Origin of the sequence: Streptomyces sp. AM 4-1-1 (assembly GCF_029167625.1) — a bacterium.
GTDB lineage: Bacteria > Actinomycetota > Actinomycetes > Streptomycetales > Streptomycetaceae > Streptomyces.
This window is the reverse complement of the sequence record NZ_CP119145.1, coordinates 4,362,363-4,378,068: the sequence shown is the minus strand read 5'-3', so window position 1 is coordinate 4,378,068 and position 15,706 is coordinate 4,362,363. Positions and strand designations below refer to the sequence as shown.

11 protein-coding genes are annotated in these 15,706 nt (G+C 71.6%); 6 read left to right on the top strand and 5 right to left on the bottom strand.

Features of this window, described 5'->3' with window-relative positions:
* Positions 1–212: 212 nt before the first annotated feature.
* On the top strand, positions 213–3,815 hold the full coding sequence (locus tag PZB75_RS18500; protein WP_275536417.1) for a LuxR C-terminal-related transcriptional regulator: 3,603 nt from the start codon (positions 213–215) through the stop codon (positions 3,813–3,815).
* Between the two features lie 413 nt (positions 3,816–4,228).
* Here PZB75_RS18500 and PZB75_RS18495 read toward each other — a convergent pair whose 3' ends face one another.
* Entirely contained in the window at positions 4,229–5,233 is a 1,005-nt protein-coding gene (locus PZB75_RS18495; protein WP_275538755.1) for a PP2C family protein-serine/threonine phosphatase, read from the bottom strand.
* 583 nt (positions 5,234–5,816) lie between these two features.
* Between PZB75_RS18495 and PZB75_RS18490 the strand changes: the two genes are divergently transcribed.
* Positions 5,817–7,022, top strand: coding sequence for a S1 family peptidase (locus tag PZB75_RS18490; RefSeq protein WP_275536416.1), 1,206 nt, complete (start codon positions 5,817–5,819; stop codon positions 7,020–7,022).
* Between the two features lie 105 nt (positions 7,023–7,127).
* Positions 7,128–8,252, top strand: coding sequence for an XRE family transcriptional regulator (locus tag PZB75_RS18485; RefSeq protein WP_275536415.1), 1,125 nt, complete (start codon positions 7,128–7,130; stop codon positions 8,250–8,252).
* A gap of 64 nt (positions 8,253–8,316) precedes the next feature.
* Here PZB75_RS18485 and PZB75_RS18480 read toward each other — a convergent pair whose 3' ends face one another.
* A complete protein-coding gene (locus PZB75_RS18480) occupies positions 8,317–9,120 on the bottom strand; it encodes an SDR family NAD(P)-dependent oxidoreductase (protein WP_275536414.1) in 804 nt (267 codons plus the stop codon).
* Between the two features lie 226 nt (positions 9,121–9,346).
* On the opposite strand from PZB75_RS18480, the gene PZB75_RS18475 reads away from it, so the two are divergent.
* From PZB75_RS18475 to PZB75_RS18465, 3 genes are all read left to right on the top strand, one after another.
* Positions 9,347–10,009, top strand: a complete 663-nt coding sequence (locus PZB75_RS18475; RefSeq protein ID WP_275536413.1) for a TetR family transcriptional regulator — start codon at positions 9,347–9,349, stop codon at positions 10,007–10,009.
* 305 nt (positions 10,010–10,314) lie between these two features.
* Positions 10,315–10,833, top strand: a complete 519-nt coding sequence (locus PZB75_RS18470) for a MarR family winged helix-turn-helix transcriptional regulator (protein ID WP_275536412.1) — start codon at positions 10,315–10,317, stop codon at positions 10,831–10,833.
* 384 nt (positions 10,834–11,217) lie between these two features.
* On the top strand, positions 11,218–12,207 hold the full coding sequence (locus PZB75_RS18465; protein WP_343286246.1) for a hypothetical protein: 990 nt from the start codon (positions 11,218–11,220) through the stop codon (positions 12,205–12,207).
* Positions 12,208–12,392: 185 nt separating this feature from the next.
* Here the strand turns inward: PZB75_RS18465 and PZB75_RS18460 are convergent, their stop codons facing one another.
* From PZB75_RS18460 to PZB75_RS18450, 3 genes are all read right to left on the bottom strand, one after another.
* The gene (locus tag PZB75_RS18460) at positions 12,393–12,851 is read right to left on the bottom strand and encodes a hypothetical protein (RefSeq protein ID WP_275536411.1); all 459 of its coding nucleotides are present in this window, start codon (positions 12,849–12,851) and stop codon (positions 12,393–12,395) included.
* Between the two features lie 146 nt (positions 12,852–12,997).
* Positions 12,998–14,623 (bottom strand): chaperonin GroEL, encoded by a 1,626-nt coding sequence (gene groL, locus PZB75_RS18455; RefSeq protein ID WP_275536410.1) that lies wholly within the window; start codon positions 14,621–14,623, stop codon positions 12,998–13,000.
* Between the two features lie 404 nt (positions 14,624–15,027).
* Entirely contained in the window at positions 15,028–15,234 is a 207-nt protein-coding gene (locus PZB75_RS18450) for a cold-shock protein (RefSeq protein WP_003967346.1), read from the bottom strand.
* Positions 15,235–15,706: the final 472 nt, after the last annotated feature.

Here is a 15,706-nt window from a genome sequence, read left to right as displayed (position 1 = left end):
CGGCAGGGACACATGACCGGGATCGGAGCGGACCGCCGTTATTGCGTAGGTAGTGGACCCCTATTGCGTCCTCGGCCGTCCGGCCGGTAGACCACCTGCCCAACGGGCGCCGTGGTCCCGCCCGAGAGAGGACCGGGCCACGGGGCCTGACCAACGGGGCGCCGGCACGCGCGGCGGGGCTTCCGGGGTGAGTGGTGGTGGGAGGCGGAGCCGTGGAGAAACGTTCCTTCGGTACGAGACGTGACAGACGGACGGCCGACGAAGGCGGAGGCGGCTTCGTCGGACGGAGCGAGGAGGCGCGGCGGCTGCGAGGAGTGCTGCGGGAGGGACGGAGCCTCGCGGTGGTACGGGGGGAAGCCGGGACAGGAGTGTCCCGGCTGGTGGACGAGGTGCTGGGCGGGGCGGAATTCGCGACGTGGACCCATGTGCGCGGGGTGTGTCCCGACGTGGTGGACACGGTGCCGCTCGGGCCCGTCGCCGACGCGCTGGCCGGGCTGCCGTATCCGCCCGACGACCCCGACCGGCCGCTGCCGCCGGTGACCGGGGTCGTGGGCCTCGTCGTACCCGAGCTGGCCGACCGGCTGCCACCACCACCCGCGTCGGCGGCCGACCCGGAGGTGCGGCGCGGGCTGCTGCCGCGCGCGGTCGGGGCGCTGCTGGCGGCGCTCGGGGACGCCGTGCTGGTCGTGGAGGACGTACACCGCGCGGACCCCGCGACCCGTGACCTGCTCCACCACCTGATGGGCGCGATGCCTCCCCGGCTGCGGTTGGTCGTCACCGAGGACGCCGCACCCGGGCTGCCGGTCCTCGGCGTCCGCGTGCCGGGGTGGGTACGGGTCGAGGAAATCGTCGTACGGCCCTGGACGCCCGAGGAGACGGGGGAGTTCGTCCGGCGGTGGCTCGACGCGCACCGGTCGGGGCGGACGGACGAGCAGCAGGACGTCGGCGCGCTCGTGCACGAGCTGACCGGCGGACTGCCCGGAGCCGCGGGGGCACTGCTGCGGGCCGCCGGGGCACTGCTGCGGGCGGGCGAAGAGTGCGGTCCTGGGCCGGCGGGCGGCGCGTGGGCCGTTCCGGGAGAGGGCGACCCGGGTGCGCGGGGCGCGAGCGGGATCTGGGGCGCGGGAGAGTGCGGTCCACGGGTGGTGAGCGGTACGCGGGCCACGGGAGGGGGCAGCCCCGGGACGGCCGGCGGTACGCGGTCCTCGGGGAATCACGGCCCGGGTCCGCACGCGGCGGGCGGCGCGTTGACCGCCGAAGAGCACGAACCACGAACGGCCGACGACACCCGGACTGCCGGAGGGGACGGCCCGGAAACAGCCGACCGTACGCGGGCCTCGGGGGAAAACAGCCCGGGAGCACACGCGGCGAACAGCACCCCGACCGCCGAAGAGACCCGTACACACCCGGCGAACAGCACCCCGACCGCCGAAAAAACCCGTACACACACGGCGAACAGCACCCCGACCGCCGAAAAAACCCGTACACACACGGCGAACAGCACCCCGACCGCCGAAAAAACCCGTACACACACGGCGAACAGCACCCCGACCGCCGAAAAAACCCGTACACACACGGCGAACAGCACCCCGACCGCCGAAAAAACCCGTCCGCACCCGGCGAACAGCGCGTGGCTCACGGGAGAAACCCGTCCGCACCCGGCCGGCAGTGCGTGGACCGCCGGGGAGTTCGGTCCACGGGCGGGCTCGGTGTTCGCCGCCGTACAAGAGGCCGGGGTGCCCCCACGCGTGCGGCGGGAGTTGGCCCAGCGGTGCGCGCCGCTCACCGACGACGCGCGGCGGATCGTCGAAGCGGCGGCCGTCCTCGGCCTGGCGGTGTCCGTCGGCGTGCTCGCCGAGGTGGCGGATGTCGCACCCGGGCGGGCCGAGGCGGCCGTGGACGCGTGCGTACGCCGGGCGGTGCTGCGCGCCGACGGGCCGTACCCCGCCTTCCGGCACCCGCTGGACCGCCGGGCCGCACTGGCGCAGGTGTCCGGGCCACGGCTGGCCCGGCTGAGTCTGCGCGCCGCCCGCGCACTGCACCGGGGCGGCGACGGCCCGCCGCCGCTGGCCGACCTGGCCCGGCTGTACAGGGCGGCCGGGCGGGTACGGGAGAGCCTGCGCTGCCTCGTCGCCGCGGCCGACCGGGCGGCCACCGCCGGTGACTACGCCACAGCGACCAGCCTCTACACCCGGGCCGTCGCCGAGGACCCGCGCGCCGGTGGCCGCGTCCGCACCGCCGCGAAACTGGCCCGTACCGCGCAGCTTTCCCGTGCGGGCGAGCAGGTGGTGGCCGCCGTACGGCGGGTGCTGGACGAGGACGACCCGCCGCCCCGGCTGCGCGGTGAGATCCGGCTGCACCTGAGCGTCGTCCTGCGCAACCAGAAAGGCGGGGCCTTGGACAGCCTCAACGAGGTCGCCCGCGCCATTCCCGACCTGGAGGCGTCCGACCCGCAGACCGCCGCCCGCGCCATGGTGGTCGCCGCCATCCCCTCGATCAAGGGCTGGCCCATCGGCCGCCACCAGGACTGGCTGGACCGGGGCGAGGCGCTGACCGACCGGATCACCGACCCGGTCGCCAGGGCCGCCGTCGCCGCCAACCGCGCCACCGCGCTGATGCTGCTCGGTGACTCCCGGGCCTGGGCCGCCTCCGAGGCGCTGCACGGTCCGGCCGGAACCGCGATGGAGGCCGCGCACCACGCCCGGGGCTGGGCCAACCTGGCGCACGCGTCCAGCGCGCTCGGGTACGGCGGGCGGGCCCGCACCTTCCTCGACCGGGCCGCCGAAGGGCTCGCTGACCACGGCAGCCCCTACCTGGAAGCGCTCACCCAGACCGCCCGCCTGGTGCTCGCCTGGCACGAGGGCCGCTGGCAGGGTCTGCACGCGGCCGCCGACCACACCGCCCGGCTCTACCAGGAGATACCCGACCTGACCGCCGAGGCCATGCTGGTGCGCGGGCTGACCGCGCTGCACGTCCTCGGCGACGTCCCCCGGGCCCGCCACGACCTCGCGGAGGCCGCCCGTACCACCCGCTACGACACCGGCCTCATCCTCACCGCGTCCGCCGCCGCGACCGCCCGTATCCATCTGGAGGCCGGACGGCCCGGGCAGGCGTGCGACGCCGTGGAGGAGGTTCTGCACCGGCTGGAGCGGACCGGTGGCTGGATGTGGGCCGCGGAGGTGGTACCCGTCGCCGTGGAGGCCCTGCACGGCAGCGGGCAGACCACGCGGGCCCACCGGCTGGTCGCCGACCTCGCGGCCGGGATCACGGACCGCGACGCGCCCGCCGCCCGGACGGCGCTGACCGTGTGCCGGGCGCTGCTCGCCGAGGCCGAGGACCGGCCGGACGAGGCCGTCGCCCTGCTGGCCGCCGCGGAGGCCGGATGGCGCCGGCTCGGCCGCCCCTTCGACGCGGCGCGGGCGGCGGAGGCCCGCGGGCGCTGTCTGCTCGACCAGCGCGGGGAGTCTGCGGCCGCAGGCGTGCAGGAGGTGAACGAGGTCTACCGGGAGCTGGGCGCCCGCTGGGACGTGGCCCGCTGCCAACGGCTGCTGCGCCGCCACGACATCGTCACCACCCACCGCCGGGGCCGCCTCGGCTACGGCGACCAGCTGTCCCCGCGCGAGCAGGAGGTGGCCCGTCTGGTCGTCCAGGGACGCGCCAACCGGGACATCGCGGAGAGCCTGGTGCTGTCCACCCGGACCGTGGAGCACCATGTGGCGCGCATCATGCGGAAGTTGAACGCCGCGTCCAGGACCGACATCGCCCTGGCGGGATGGGGGGACGGCGGGGCGGGAGCCGGCCGACGGCAGACCTGAGGGCCCGTCCTGAGGGCCCGGCCTCAGGGCCCGTCCTCAGGGCCCGTCCTCAGGGCCCGGCCTCAGGGCCCGGCCTCAGGGCCCGTCCCTGCGCAAAGCCCCGCGCCGACGGCGACCCCCAGGAGCTGCCCACCCCGCCGGACTCCGCCCACGCCAGACCTGAGGGCCGTGTCCCGTGCGGGAAGCTCCGCCCCGACGACAAGCCCAGGAGCTGCCTGCCCGCCCCCGCCGGAACCCGACGACGACAGCCCCGAAGACTGCCCACGGAAGACCGCGCGCCGACGACGAACCCAGCGGTTGCCCGCCCCCGCCGGAACCCGACGACGACAGCCCCGAAGACTGCCCACGGAAGACCGCGCGCCGACGACAGACCCAGCGGTTGCCCGCCCCGCCGGAGCCCGCCGACGGCAGACCTAAGAGCTGTCCTTACGGGTGCCACCGCGCCGGCGGGTGACCACCAGGATCGCCATGTCGTCGTGGTGGGCCCCCGCCATCCAGCGTTCGACGTCCCTGGTCAGGGCGTCCACCAGGGAGTCCGGGTCGCCGAACTTCCGGGCCAGCCGGGGTGAGGCGGCCGGGTCGTAGAAGACACCCCGTTCGTTGCGGGCCTCGGTGACCCCGTCGGTGACGAACAGCAGCGAGGCGCCCGCCGGGAACGGCACCACGGTGGCGGGCCCGGCCTCGACGGCGGCCGTGCCCAGTCCCGTACCGAGCGGCAGTTCCGGGACCTCCGGGTCCAGCCGTTCGAACCGTCCGCCATGGACCAGGTACGGGGGCGGGTGGCCCCGGTTGACCAGCGTCACCGACCCTCCGTCGGCGGACACCTCGGCCAGCACGGCGGTCGTGAAGTCCTCCGTGGAACCCGCCCGGCCGCTCCGGATCGCCTCCCTGGCCAGCGCGTCGTCCATCCGCCGCGCCAGCTCCACCAGGGTGGGCGCGTTCTCGGCCTCCTGGCAGAACGCGCCGATCGCGACGGACACCGTGGCGACGGCCTGGACGCCCTTCCCCCGTACGTCCCCGATGATCGCGCGCACCCCGAACGGGGTGTCCTGCACCGCGTACAGATCACCGCCGATCAGCGCCTCCGCCTGCGCCGCCGTGTAGCCGGCGGCGACGGTCAGGGGTCCGATCCTTCGCGGCGGGTCCGGGAGCACCGCCCGCTGGACCGCCTCCGCGACTCCCCTGGCGAGTGCCAGCTCCCGGCGCTGACGCACGATCAGCTGGTTGGTCCCGAGAGCCAGCAGCCCGATCACCCCGATCAGCGCCACGTCGATGTAGAAGGCCGTCGCGGGACGCGCCTGCTCGACGTCCAGGAGCACGCTGCTCAGGCAGGTGAACAGGGCCACGCCGAGCGTCGCCCGGAAGGTGAGCGTGGCGCCCGCCATCAGAGGCGCCGCGGCCAGCAGCGGCAGCCCCATGTACGGCTGGGGCCCGAAGCGGTTCAGTATCACTCCGGCCACCAGGGCGAGCACGGTGAGTGTCCACGACACCTGTCGCGGCGTGGGCCGGAATTCTTTCACCGCGCATCTCCCTGGGGGTCGGGCCCGCGTCGGCGACGCGGAGGAAAAGGAACCACCACGCGTGTGACGGCGGCGACGGACGGACCGCCTGACGGGCTGCCTGACGGGCCGTCCGGAAGAGGGCAGCCCACGGCGACGGCAGTCCGGGAGACGTGGGACCGACTTTATCCGATAGATGCCTGTATATGGCGTCGAAGGAATTCCAGTTTTCCCGCTCGCGGCTCCTTCACGTGCGTCATGGCCGTACGGGATCACCGGTTCCGCGACGAGGGTCATCAACAGTTTTCCCATAACTCTGTTGAAAACCCCCTTCGTCCGAACCCTTGTACCGAACGAGCGGGCTGCGACAGAGTTCCGATCGCGGCGACGGCCCCCACCGTCGCCGCCGGACAATCATCCACCCCCCTCACGAAATGCCGTAGCGCATCCGGCATTTCGGCAGACCCTTTCAGGTCGATTGCCCGCTATCGAAAGGAAACACGTGCGAGTTTCCCGGAAGTACGTCATTGCCGCCACGGTCGGTGCCCTCCTCTCCGTCTCCGCGGTGACCGGAGCGCAGGCCGTCACGCAGGCCCCCGTACACCCGCAGTACCAGCCGGAGATGATCAAGGCACTCGCCGCGTCGCTCGGCGTCAGTGAGCAGGCGGCGACCGCCCGCCTGGAGCAGCAGGACGCGCAGCAGGCCCGGTTGGCCTCGCTGGGCAAGCACGGAATCAAGACGAACGGCGCGTTCTTCGACCAGAAGGGCACGCTCACGGTCAACGCGACCGACGCCGGTACGGCCGCGAAAATCAAGGCCGAGGGACTGAACTCCCAGGTGCCGACGCACGGTCAGGCCGCCCTCGACCGCATCAAGGCCCGGCTCGACGCCGCCGCCCTCAAGCAGGCGCCGACCGGCGTCTCCGCCTGGTCCGTCGACCTCGCGTCGGACACCGTCACGGTGGAGGTCAACGACGCCGGCACCCCGGCGGCCCGCGCCTTCATCAAGGAGGCGAAGGCGAACGGCTCGGCGGTCCGCGTCGTGAACGGCAAGCAGACCCTGTCGCCGATGGGCGTGATATACCCCGGCAGCCAGATGACGTTCAACAAGGACGGCGGCAGCTACCTCTGCTCGGTCGGTTACGGCGCCCATGACGCGTCGGGCAAGCAGTACCTGGTCACCGCCGGCCACTGCGTCGAGAACCTGCCGGTGCTCAGCTACAACGGCGCCCGGTTCGCGAAGGCCACCAGCACGCGCTTCGCGGTGGGCTCCAGAAGCGTGGACATGGGTGTCGCCACGATCGACTCCGGCAACTCCATAGCCACCGCGGTCGGCACCTGGGGCAACGGCGGCAACGTCGCTGTCAAGGGCAGCAAGCGTGCCTCGTCGGGCGCCGCGCTCTGCAAGTCCGGCCAGACCACCGGCTGGACCTGCGGCAAGGTGAACTCGTACAACGTGAGCGTCACGTACACCGACGCGCACGGCGGTCCCGACACCGTTGTCACCGGTCTGGGCAGCTCCAGCGTCTGCACCGAGGGCGGCGACAGCGGCGGCGCCTACATCTCGGGCAACCAGGGCCAGGGCATGACCTCCGGCGGTCCCACCAACCAGCAGTGCACCGGAGGGGTCAACTCCAGGGGTTCCTCGTACTTCCAGCCCCTCGATGACGCCCTCTCGTACTACCGGCTGACCCTCAACACCAACTGATTCCTCGTCTCCCCCCGCGGGACAAGGAGGCCGTTCACCCCATAGGGTGAGCGGCCTCCGCTTGTCACGGCCCACCGTGGCACTGTGCGACCCTCCGGAGACGTCATGCCCCAGACCCCTCACCCGGGCGGGAACGAGACCCGCACCTCTCCCCCGCCGCAGCCCCTCGACCACCCGCCGCACCCACGCCACAGCCCGTACCAGCCGCTCCACGGCCCGTCGGACGCCGGACCGCGCACGCCGTCGGACATCGGGTTCTCCGGCCCTTCGGACATCCCGTCCTCCGGTCCCCCGGCCGGTCCCGCCGCGCCGCGCACGGCGTTCGCGACGGCGTTCCGGGAGGCTCTGCGCCGCCGCGGTCTCTCCCTGGAGCGGGTACGCGACCGGCTCGAAACCCAGGGCATCGTTATCAGTCTGGCCACGCTCAGCTACTGGCAGCGTGGCCGCAGCCAGCCCGAGCAGGCCCGTTCACTGCACGCCGTCGACGCGCTGGAGACGATCCTGGATCTTCCGACGGGCGCGCTCCGCTCGCTGGTCGGCCCGCGTCGGCCGCGCGGCGGGGCGCTGTCCGGCCGGCACGATCTGACCGCGTCCCACCGGCTGTACGGCCGGGACTCGGTCGTCGAGCGGGCGCTGGGCGAATCGTTCGCCCACTTCAACGAGGACACCACCTCACTCCTGTTGCACGAGACCGTGCGGGTCGACGAGAACCGGTGCGTACGGGAGATGAACGTGCGCCAGGTCGTACGGGCCACCCGGGACGGTGCCGACAGGCTGACCGCCGTCCACTGCCTGGACGGTCCCACCGTGCATCCGGTCGACGTGTCCGTGCGCTGCGGCGGACTCGGCGAGGTGCGTCACCTGCCCGAACTCGGCAGCCTCGTCGCGGACATCCTCTTCGGCCGGGAACTGGTGAAGAACGAGACCGTGCTGATCGACTACACCGTTTCGATCGGCCCGAGCGAGGTCGTCTCGACCCACCACGAACGCCGCACCCGGGTCAATCTGCGCGAATACCTGCTCCACGTCTATTTCCACCCTTCGGCGCCTCCGGCGAGCTGTCACCGTTACTTCCGGGAGAACATCACCGCGGAAAAGCTCCGCAACCACCGCATCCCGCTGGACGCCTCCTATACGGCCCATGTGCTGCCCGCGAAATGCCCGCCGGGAATTCACGGCATGTCCTGGGAATGGCCGGAGACGCCCACGGCCACGCGGCCACCGGTCTGATCCCGAGTTCCGGCCTGTCGATCCGTACCCCGTCCCTCACTCTCCGTCCCTCACTTCCCGTCCCTCACTCCACGGGCGGCAGCATCGCGCGCCGCCCGGGGACGGCCGGGGACTGGCTGGTCATTCCACCGTCCACCACGAGGAGTTGCCCGGTGAGATAGCGGGCCTCGTCGGAGGCGAGGAAGACCATGGTGTGGCCGATGTCCTCGGGGGCTCCCAGATAGGGCAGCGCGTTGTAGCCCTTGAGCGCTTCGATCACCTCGTCGGGCAGGTTGTCGAGGAGCGCCGGGGTCATGATCGCGCCGGGCGCCACCGCGTTGCAGCGGATGTTCTGGGGACCGTACTGGACGGCGATGGACTTGGTGATGTTGACGACCGCCGCCTTGACCGCCCCGTACGAGATCTGGAGTACGTCCCCGACCAGGCCGGCCACCGACGCGGTGTTGATGATCGAGCCGCCGCCGCCCCGGATCATGTGCGGGACCGCGTGCCGCGAGCCGATCAGGGTGGAACGGACGTTACGGTCCACCGCCCGGCCGAACTCGTCCATGTCCAGGCGCAGCAGGTCCAGGTCCTTGCGGGGGTCCGTGCCGCCGACGTGGTTGCAGAGCACGTCCAGGCGGCCGTACTCGCGGACCGCCGCCTCCACCATGTCGCCCACCGACGTGTCGTCGGTGACGTCCACGGTGCACGGCAGCGCCTCGCCGCCCGCCTCGGTCAGCGCGCGGGCGCCCGCCTCGGCCGACGCCGCGTCGTAGTCGGCGACGACGACCTTGGCACCCTCGTGGCTCATCAGCCGGGCCGCCGCCAGCCCGATTCCGCTGCCCGCGCCCGTGATGATCGCGACCTTGTCCTTGAGTCGGTCCATGGTTCCGCTCCTCCGTGGCCGGGGGCCGCCCAGCAGGGGGCTGGGCCGTCCGGGACCGTTGTCAACAATGATGACAAGCGTAAGTCATCTATGATGACTTAGCCATGAAGCCCCTCCGACCGCGCCCAGCACCGCTCCTCATCAGCACCGATCCCCCATCCACGACCGACCGCTCTCGCCACCAATCCCGTGACCGGCGGCAGATCCCCGGAGGAATCAACCCGCCATGACCACACGCCCGCGCGCGTCGAAGCCCCGGCAGCCCGCGGCCGTGACCCGGCGGACCATCCATGAGGCGGCGCGCGAGCTGTTCTCCGAGGAGGGCTTCGACGCGGTCGGCATCCGCGCCGTCGCCGCCCGCGCCGGGGTCGACGCCGCGCTGGTCATCCGGCACTTCGGATCGAAGGAACGGTTGTTCCTCGAAGTGATGACGGTCGACCTGCCCGCGATCAAGGTGATGGAGGGGCCCCTGGAGGGGATGGGCCGGGCCATCGTGGAACACGTCGTGAGCCTCCCGTCGTCCAGGCCGGGAGCGCTGGCCGTGACCTCGCTCGCCGCGCTGTTCCGGGCTTCGGACCGGGAAGAGGTGCAGCGCACCCTGCGCGAGACGATCGAGCACGTGTTCGCCGAGCCTCTTGTGCGGCGGCTGAGCGGCGGCGACGCCGAGCTGCGCGCCCACCTGATCGCCTCGCAGCTCGGCGGGCTGCTCACCAGCATGCACGTGGTGGAGGACCCGGTGCTCCTGACGGCCGACCGGAACTCGGTCGTCGTCCGCTACGGGGACGCGATCCAGCAGCTGATCGACGGACGGCCGGACGGCGACCGGGGCGCGGGGGCGGAAGCCGGGGCGGTGCCGAGACTGAGGGCCGGGACCGGGTCCGGGGGCTGAGCGCGAGGGCCAGGGCTGAGAGCTGAAGCGCCGAGGCCGGGGCTGAGCGCCGGGGGCGGGGCTGAGAGCTGAAACGCCGAGGCCGGAGCTGAGCGCCAGGACTGAGAGCTGAGCGCCGGGGGCGGGGCTGAGCGCCGAGGCCGGGGGCCATCCTCACCACACCGCCGCCCCACCACCTACCGCGCGACCGCCCCACCACCCCACCGCCTTTGACCTGAACCACAGTTGACGTCCTAGCGTTCCCGGTGACAGCCCGCCCGGGGCCCGAGCCCCTGGGACCGTCCTGCCACAAGGAGCCCGCCCGCATGACGCAGCGAACCGTCCCCTCCCCCGCCCTCCCCGACGCCACCGACGACATGCTCGCGACCCAGCCCTTCGGGTATTGGGGCGGCCTCGCGCACCGGTCGGTCATCAGTCACATCCGCGACGCGATGGCCCGCGTGGACGTCACACAGCCGCAGTGGTGGACGCTCAACCGCGTACTGGCCGGCGACGGCCCCACGCCCGAGTCGGTGGCGCAACAACTCGCCCCGGTGACCGACCACCCGCGCGAAGCGCCCCGCGTCACCGATCAACTGCTTCACCGGGGCTGGCTCGCCGTCGACGCCGACCGGCGCCTGAGCCTCACGGATGCCGGACGGGACGCGCACGCCCGGATCAAGCGGCTCGTCACCGATCTGCGGGCGGAGATCCACGAGGGCATCAGCGACGAGGAGTACGTCATCACGCTCAAGGTGCTGCGCAGAATGATCGACAACGTCAACTCCGCCGCCACCGGTACGGGTACGGCCGCCGCGCCCACCGAAGGACCGGCGTCCGCCTGAACGCCCGCCCCCACGCCCGTACGTTCGACACACTCTTCGCCCACCCCTGAGGCTCGGAGCCCGAGGCTCAAGCCACGCGCTCCGAGCCCTCTTTCTGCGGAAGGGGTGGAAGGGACTGTTCCCACCCGCCCACCCTCCCCGGTCCCCAGACCAGCGGGGGCGACTAGCGCATGACTAGCCGCCTCCGCGCCGTCATTTCACCCACGGCGACCGATTTGCCACGCACTGTGCTCGCGCTCTACCGTGCCCGGACAAAGAAAACGACCCCCACCAGGCCCGTAAAACCTGGAGGAGGTCTGACCACCGAGATCCAGAGACGAGATCCCCATGGCTGAGAGCCAGTTTAGTGCCACCCCGTCCGCCGGTCGCGTACCGCCGCACCCGATGGCGAATGTCGGATACGGGAAGCGCACCGCGTCCGGTGAAGGGCCGCGCACCGAACGGGACTTCGCGGGCCTGCCGCAGCGCGAGGGCGCCGTCGCCGGGTACATCGACCGGCTGCCCGAGGGCGCCGACATCTCCGTGAAGACGCTGGCCAAGGTACTCCCGTACGGGCAGTGCGCCTTGCGGACCGCTCTCAACCACCTTCAGCGGGCCGGGCATCTGCGCCGGGGCCGTGAGCATCTGCTCGGTTCCGGCGGTTCGCGCTGGGTGACGCGTACGTTCTTCTCGCGCACCGCGCGCGACGACGACTGGTGGGCGGCGTTCACCCGGGGCGACGTACCGACCGAGCCTCAACGGCCCGCCCGGTCAAGGGCGTTCGTCCTGCTCGCCGCGCTCGGCCGGACCGCGCCAGCGCTGAGCGTGTCCGCCGCCGAGTGCGCGGCGCTGGAGCCCCTGGTCACCACCTGGTTCGAACGCGGCTTCGACGAGCGGCGGTTGACGCACGTCCTGACCGACGGGCTGCCCGCTCCGGTCCATCACGCGGCCGCGCTGCTGCGGAACAGGCTGACCGCCAAGATGCCGCCCGAGCCCGTCCCCGCCACCACGGCCGTCGCCGCGCCACCGCGTCCGCTGCGGATGCTGGAGTGCGGTCTCTGCCGCGCACCGGGCGGACCGGACGCCCTGACCGACGGCGTCTGCGGCCAGTGCCGGGGCGAGTCGGCCCCCGCACCCGCCTGGGCCGCCGGGACGCTGCCGCCCGACGAGATCCGCTCCCGGGTGGCCGCGATCCGGGCCGGAATGGGTCGCCCCGGGATGGGCCGGACCGTCGCCAGCCGAACGGTCACAGTCCAGGCCGACGCAGATCGGGCAGGCGCAGGCCGGACCGTCGCGGACCAGGCTGACGCAGGCCGGGCAGGCGCAGACCGGACCGACGCGGACCAGCTGACGCAGGCCGGGCAGGCGCAGACCGGACCGACGCGGACCAGCTGACGCAGGCCGGGCAGGCGCAGACCGGACCGACGCGGACCAGCTGACGCAGGCCGGGCAGGTGTAGGCCGACAGATGTAAGCCAGATCGGTGCAGGCCGAACCGTCGCGGTCCAGGCCGGTGCGGGCCGGTGCGGGCCGGTGCGGGCCGGACCGGCGCAGAACACACCCGTGCGGGCCGGACCGGGCCTATTCGCTCCCCAGCGCCTGAGCCAGCCGCGTCAGCTCCTCCGGCATGACCGCGATCAGCACGTCCCCCTCCGGAGACGCGCACTCCACGATCCGGGACCTCGGGTTGAACGACATGCCCTCGCGTACGGAGGGCGCCCGCGCCCCGGTCCTGCGGAGTTCGGCGGGCAGGGCGACCTCGCGCTTCCCCCACGAAGGAATCCAGGTGAGCGAACCGGCCTCACCGGCCACCAGCCGACCGGTCCGCCAGCGCGCGGAACGTGCCTCCCACTTGAGCATGCACGGGATGCCGACCGGCGCGGCTCCCACCCCCTGAGCGCCCCGGCGCCGCGATGCCTGCCGCCGCAACGCCCGCCGCAGCTTCCGCCACGACGACCGCCGCGACTCCCGCCCCACCATCCCGGCCACGACCCCGGCGACAATCCCGGCGACCAGGGCGGACAACACGATTCCCATCATTCCCGCATTGAACCAGTCAGCGGCTCCGAGGCCACCGGCGGCCGAACCGGGCCCGGAACGCGACATGCCACCGGCCCCCGGGAAAGTCCCGGGGGCCGGTGGCGGCACCGTTCGAAGGGTGCGCTGGAGCTGCTGATCCTCGCGGATCAGAAGTCCATGTCACCGCCCGGCATGCCGCCCGGAGCGCCGCCGGCGGCGGCCTTCTCCGGCTTGTCGGCGATGACGGCCTCGGTGGTGAGGAAGAGCGCGGCGATGGAGGCCGCGTTCTGCAGCGCGGAGCGCGTGACCTTCGCCGGGTCGATGATGCCCTCGGCGATCATGTCGACGTACTCACCCGTCGCGGCGTTCAGGCCGTGACCGATGGGCAGGTTGCGCACCTTCTCGACGATGACGCCACCCTCAAGACCACCGTTGACGGCGATCTGCTTGAGCGGGGCCTCAAGGGCCAGCTTCACGGCGTTGGCACCGGTGGCCTCGTCGCCCTGGAGCTCAAGCTTCTCGAAGACGGCGGAAGCCTGGAGCAGAGCCACGCCACCACCGGCGACGATGCCCTCCTCGACGGCGGCCTTCGCGTTGCGCACCGCGTCCTCGATGCGGTGCTTGCGCTCCTTCAGCTCGACCTCGGTCGCGGCACCGGCCTTGATGACGGCCACGCCGCCGGCCAGCTTCGCCAGGCGCTCCTGAAGCTTCTCGCGGTCGTAGTCCGAGTCGGAGTTCTCGATCTCGGCACGGATCTGGTTGACGCGACCCTGGACCTGGTCGCTCTCACCGGAGCCGTCGACGATCGTGGTCTCGTCCTTGGTGATGACGACCTTGCGGGCGCGGCCGAGCAGGTCGAGCCCGGCGTTCTCCAGCTTGAGGCCGACCTCCTCGGAGATGACCGTGCCGCCCGTGAGGATGGCGATGTCACCGAGCATGGCCTTGCGGCGGTCGCCGAAGCCCGGAGCCTTGACGGCGACGGACTTGAAGGTGCCACGGATCTTGTTGACGACCAGCGTCGACAGGGCCTCGCCCTCGACGTCCTCCGCGATGATCAGCAGGGGCTTGCCCGACTGCATGACCTTCTCCAGCAGCGGAAGGAGGTCCTTCACGTTGCTGATCTTGGAGTTGACGATGAGGATGTACGGGTCGTCGAGCGACGACTCCATGCGCTCCATGTCGGTGGCGAAGTACGCCGAGATGTAGCCCTTGTCGAAGCGCATGCCCTCGGTGAGCTCAAGCTCCAGACCGAAGGTCTGCGACTCCTCGACGGTGATGACGCCTTCCTTGCCGACCTTGTCCATCGCCTCGGCGATGAGCTCGCCGATCTGCGTGTCGGCGGCGGAGATGGAGGCGGTCGAAGCGATCTGCTCCTTGGTCTCCACGTCCTTGGCCTGCTCCAGCAGGGCGGCGGAGACGGCCTCGACGGCCTTCTCGATGCCGCGCTTGAGGGCCATCGGGTTGGCACCGGCAGCGACGTTGCGAAGGCCCTCACGGACGAGCGCCTGCGCGAGAACGGTGGCGGTGGTCGTACCGTCGCCGGCGACGTCGTCCGTCTTCTTGGCGACCTCCTTGACCAGCTCCGCACCGATCTTCTCGTACGGGTCCTCGAGCTCGATCTCCTTGGCGATGGAAACACCATCGTTGGTGATCGTGGGGGCGCCCCACTTCTTTTCGAGGACGACGTTCCGGCCCTTGGGGCCGAGGGTCACCTTGACGGCGTCGGCGAGCTGGTTCATCCCGCGCTCGAGGCCGCGCCGCGCTTCCTCATCGAACGCGATGATCTTGGCCATGTGAAGTGGTCCTCCCAGAGGGTCCCTCCCATGTCAATGCCATGGGGGAAGGGGTGGATTGCTCCGGACCGTGTGGCGCCCGCGACGGACGGCCTGCGTGCCCGACGGTTCCTTGCCCCGCCTGGCCTGCGGGCCTCACCGACCCGGTCCTTCTGTCACTCTCAACGTCAGAGTGCTAACGCCAATGATTAGCACTCGACCCCTTCGAGTGCAAGCAGCCGTTCCTGTTTGTGGACAGATGCGCGGCCGTTTCCCGGGCCCGCGCGGCCGGAAACACGCGCTGCCCGGCGGGCGCGGTGACGGAGACGGGACGGGCGCACGCGGACGCGCGGAGGGCTCGTACCCTGGGGTACGAGCCCTCCGTGCGTGAGAGATGTGGTGACCGACGACCGGCCGCGGCCGGCTCAGCCGACAGCGAGCTTGACCATGTCGGCCTGGGGCCCCTTCTGGCCCTGCGAGATCTCGAATTCAACTCGCTGACCCTCTTCGAGGGTGCGGTATCCGTCCATCTGGATCGCGCTGTAGTGGACGAAAACATCCGCACCACCGTCGACCGCGATGAAGCCGTACCCCTTCTCCGCGTTGAACCACTTGACGGTGCCCTGAGCCATGCCTAACTCCCCTATTACTGGCCCTTGCACGGAATCCGCACTTCGCGGACCCGGGTCAGACCTGACACCCTCCGAACAAGAGAGGGTGTGCGCCGGAACGCGTCGACCGCGGCCGAATGTATCTGCCCAACTGCCCTCTGCAACAGGTCAATCCGACGAGAATTCTGGGCACGGGCGAACACCCGAAACAAGGGGAATTCGTGAGGACTCAGGGCAACCCGGGCCAGACAAAGGCCACTTAGCACTCAATGGGGTCGCGCACTTTGGCTGCTTCTTGTCGTACGGCGGCGCAATCACATGCGCGGACGCCGCGAGCAGCGGAGGGGGCTACCCACACTCTACCCCTCTCAACCATGCGAATTGCCCCCTCCGTCAGTTGCTCGGAGAGGGCAATCCAATGATCGGACATGTGCGACCGGACACGATTGGTCAGTTATGAGAGATCAGATATCGACGATCACATGGCGGCCGG